The organism is Brachyspira sp. SAP_772 (assembly GCF_009755885.1).
Taxonomy (GTDB): Bacteria; Spirochaetota; Brachyspiria; order Brachyspirales; family Brachyspiraceae; genus Brachyspira.
The window spans coordinates 1-704 of record NZ_VYIX01000170.1 but is presented as its reverse complement, the minus strand read 5'-3'; the positions used below and the strand labels follow the sequence as shown (position 1 = coordinate 704).

At 25.7% G+C, this 704-nt stretch carries 1 protein-coding gene and 1 pseudogene; both read right to left on the bottom strand.

Features of this window, described 5'->3' with window-relative positions; translation table 11 throughout:
• Positions 1-106: pseudogene (locus GQX97_RS15180) on the bottom strand (lysophospholipase); the annotation flags it as partial.
• A gap of 88 nt (positions 107-194) precedes the next feature.
• A partial coding sequence (locus tag GQX97_RS13315; protein ID WP_157152297.1) for a flavodoxin occupies positions 195-704 on the bottom strand: 510 nt, incomplete at its 5' end.

Sequence of the window (704 nt, the reverse complement as noted above, 5' to 3'; positions counted from 1 at the left end):
CATGAACTATTTGTACTATTGCCTTGGGCTGAGTGTCTGGAGTAAAAATATAAGTGTACATTCTATGACCGTCATCAGATATTAATACTCTATTATCTATTTTCATAAATATATCTCCAAATAACAATTATATTATTATGTAAATTGTATACTATTTTTTTTCTTTATGCAAATATTAACATAATATTAATAAATTATTTAGATATATCTACTTTTATTTTTCTTATCCAATTATTTATTTTACCGTCCAAATCGGATACATCTTTTCTTTTTATAGATATATAATTCAAAACTTTACTATCAGGACATGTATCTTTTATATATGAAACACTTYTATATACCCTTGAGCCTCCGCTTAATATAAACGGTGCTATATTTTTYCCTTTTAAATCATTTTTTGACAAAAAGCTTTTCATAGGCAAAGCCATATCACCTATCCATATTGGATATCCAATAATAATATTATCATATTTAGACAAATCAACACTGCCRTTTAATTCTGGAAGCTTATCATTATCTATATCATCTTTTACTTGAATCACCATATCATCATATTCATTTGGATATGGRATTTTTGTAGTAATTTTATATATATCAGCACCTGTAATCTTTTTAATCTTATTAGCCACTATTTCTGTATTGCCATTCCAAGAATAGTATACTATAATTGTTTTGCTTCCATTAAACTCGGTATTTACAACAGA